Raw genomic sequence first — 2,066 nt, 5'->3', positions numbered from 1 at the left:
CCCTAGCGGGTTGGCGAAGAAGGGTGGCATACCCGGCGGCGGTGGCGGGGAACTGCTCGATGCCAGCACCCGCCCGCCGCTGTCGAGCGCGGCGGCGGTGTGGATGCGGAGCGGCAGCGGCCCAGGGGGCGGAAGGGCCAGCCCGGTAGATAGCGAACCGGCGCTGTCAGCTTGGGAAGTCTTTCACGACCATGCGGTCTGAGCTGCGGAAACGGTGACCTGGGCGTACGCCGGTCGAGTGACCGTGAGTCCCCGTAATTCCCCGCTGGTTGCCGACCGTACGGGCACGCAACGGGCACGCCACGCTGGGGGAACCGAGGCGGTCTCTCAGTTGTCGTCCATGGCGACTTCCGCGCGAATCTGAGCGGCCTGCGTATGTCGACGACGCCTTGAGGCTCGCACAATGATTGCGACGTCCACGTGCCGGGGACAAATCGGAGGCGTTTCATGGCCGCCAGTGATGACCACCACGCCGTGCTCGATCGACAGACGGGGCCCTTCGACACACTGACCGCGGCGCTCGGGGGCCTGTTTGTCGGGCACTGTCTGGCCTCCGTGGCCAGGTTCAGCGTCGCCGACGCGCTCGACGACACGCCGCGGACGGCCCAGGAGCTGGCTGAAGTTACCGGGGCGAATCCCGAGGCCCTCAGTCGTGTGCTTCGCCTCCTCGCTGCCCATGGCGTCTTCGCGGCCAGCGACGACCGCTTCACCCACACCGGCGCGTCGCGAATGCTCCGTTCCGACCATCCCCAGTCTTGGCGTGACTTCGTGGCAACATTCGGAACCGAACGTACTGTAAAGCAACTGGGTTACTTCGACTACTCACTCCAGACTGGACTCCCGGCTACGAACAAGCTGAATCCGGACGGGTTCTTCGCCATCCTTCAAAGTGATCCCGAGGCGGGCCGGATCTTCGACGCCGCGATGGTCTCAAAGGCGCGTATCCAGGTCGCGAGTGTCCTGGCCGCCTACGACTTCTCGGACTGCGGAACGATCGCCGACATCGGCGGCGGCCAAGGACACCTACTGCAGGCGGTGGTGGACGCGGCCGAGCGAACCACGGGCATCCTTTTCGACCTGCCCCCGGTGATCGAGCGTGCCGCGGAGATAGCCTCCGATCGGCTCACACTGCAAGCCGGCGACTTCTTCAAGGACCCGCTGCCGGTCTGCGACACCTACATGCTCATGGACGTGATCCACGACTGGGACGTCGAGCGGGCCACGGCGATCCTGGCCGCTGTACGGAAGGCCGCTCCGCCGCATGCGCGGCTGTTGTTGGTGGAGAGCGTCGTCCCCGACGACCCTGGGCCCGACTGGTCTAAAGCCATGGACATCATGATGCTCATCCACACCGGGGGCAGGCAACGCACCCACAGCGAACACGAGTCGCTGTTGCAGACCTGCGGTTTCCGGCTTGAGCGGGTCGTTGCGACGACATCAGATGTGTCGATCCTCGAGGCGGTACGTGCCTGACCGGGCACTGATTTCGGGTCCGCGTCGAGCGGGATCCTGGCCGATCCCTTGGAGGGTCGAAAACGACCAGATCGGGGTGTTCCTCGGCTACGCCTGCGCGGCCGGTCGGGCGCTGCCGGATGTCCGGCTCTACCTGCCGCGGTCCTGGGTCGCCGACCGGGCCGGTGTGGCGGCCGCCGGTATCCCCGCCGATATCGAGTTCGCGACCAAGCCGCAACTGGCGTTGCAGATGATCGCCGCGGCGCTGCGTGCGAGTATCACCACCACCACCGCCGCTCCGACCCGGCCACCAGCACATAGATCACAATTGCCGCTGCCGTATTCGGCGTTTCATCCGTCAAAGCTGTCCGTTCTGTTGTTATCTACGCATGAGAGTTCCCGGATAATTGGCGCGACCAGACGAGTGGTGCACGTGCCGAGGAGAGTGTCACGTTCGTTCCGGCGCCAGACACATCGTGAGCGGCAGTCTTTCCTTCGATACATTAGGCAACGTCCCAATTTAAGGTTCGCCCGTTGGACGGCCGGCAAGCGCATCCTCTCGGTGCCCGAACTCCTCTTGCCTGATCTCCGCACGCACTTGAACACCTAGGTCC

At 65.2% G+C, this 2,066-nt stretch carries 2 protein-coding genes and 1 pseudogene; all 3 read left to right on the top strand.

Annotated features, from left to right (window positions below; genetic code table 11):
* A partial coding sequence (locus tag MPTA5024_RS43775; protein ID WP_232326629.1) for a hypothetical protein occupies positions 1-202 on the top strand: 202 nt, incomplete at its 5' end.
* Positions 203-447: 245 nt separating this feature from the next.
* Positions 448-1,473: a methyltransferase gene (locus tag MPTA5024_RS25750; RefSeq protein ID WP_051458627.1), complete on the top strand. Its 1,026-nt coding sequence runs from the start codon at positions 448-450 to the stop codon at positions 1,471-1,473.
* A gap of 52 nt (positions 1,474-1,525) precedes the next feature.
* Positions 1,526-1,732, top strand: a pseudogene (locus MPTA5024_RS43770) (transposase); the annotation flags it as partial.
* Between the last annotated feature and the right edge of the window lie 334 nt (positions 1,733-2,066).

It is taken from the genome of Microbispora sp. ATCC PTA-5024 (assembly GCF_000511135.2).
GTDB lineage: Bacteria > Actinomycetota > Actinomycetes > Streptosporangiales > Streptosporangiaceae > Microbispora > Microbispora corallina.
The sequence above is the reverse complement of the archived record's forward strand: the minus strand, read 5'-3'. Positions and strand labels throughout refer to the sequence as shown.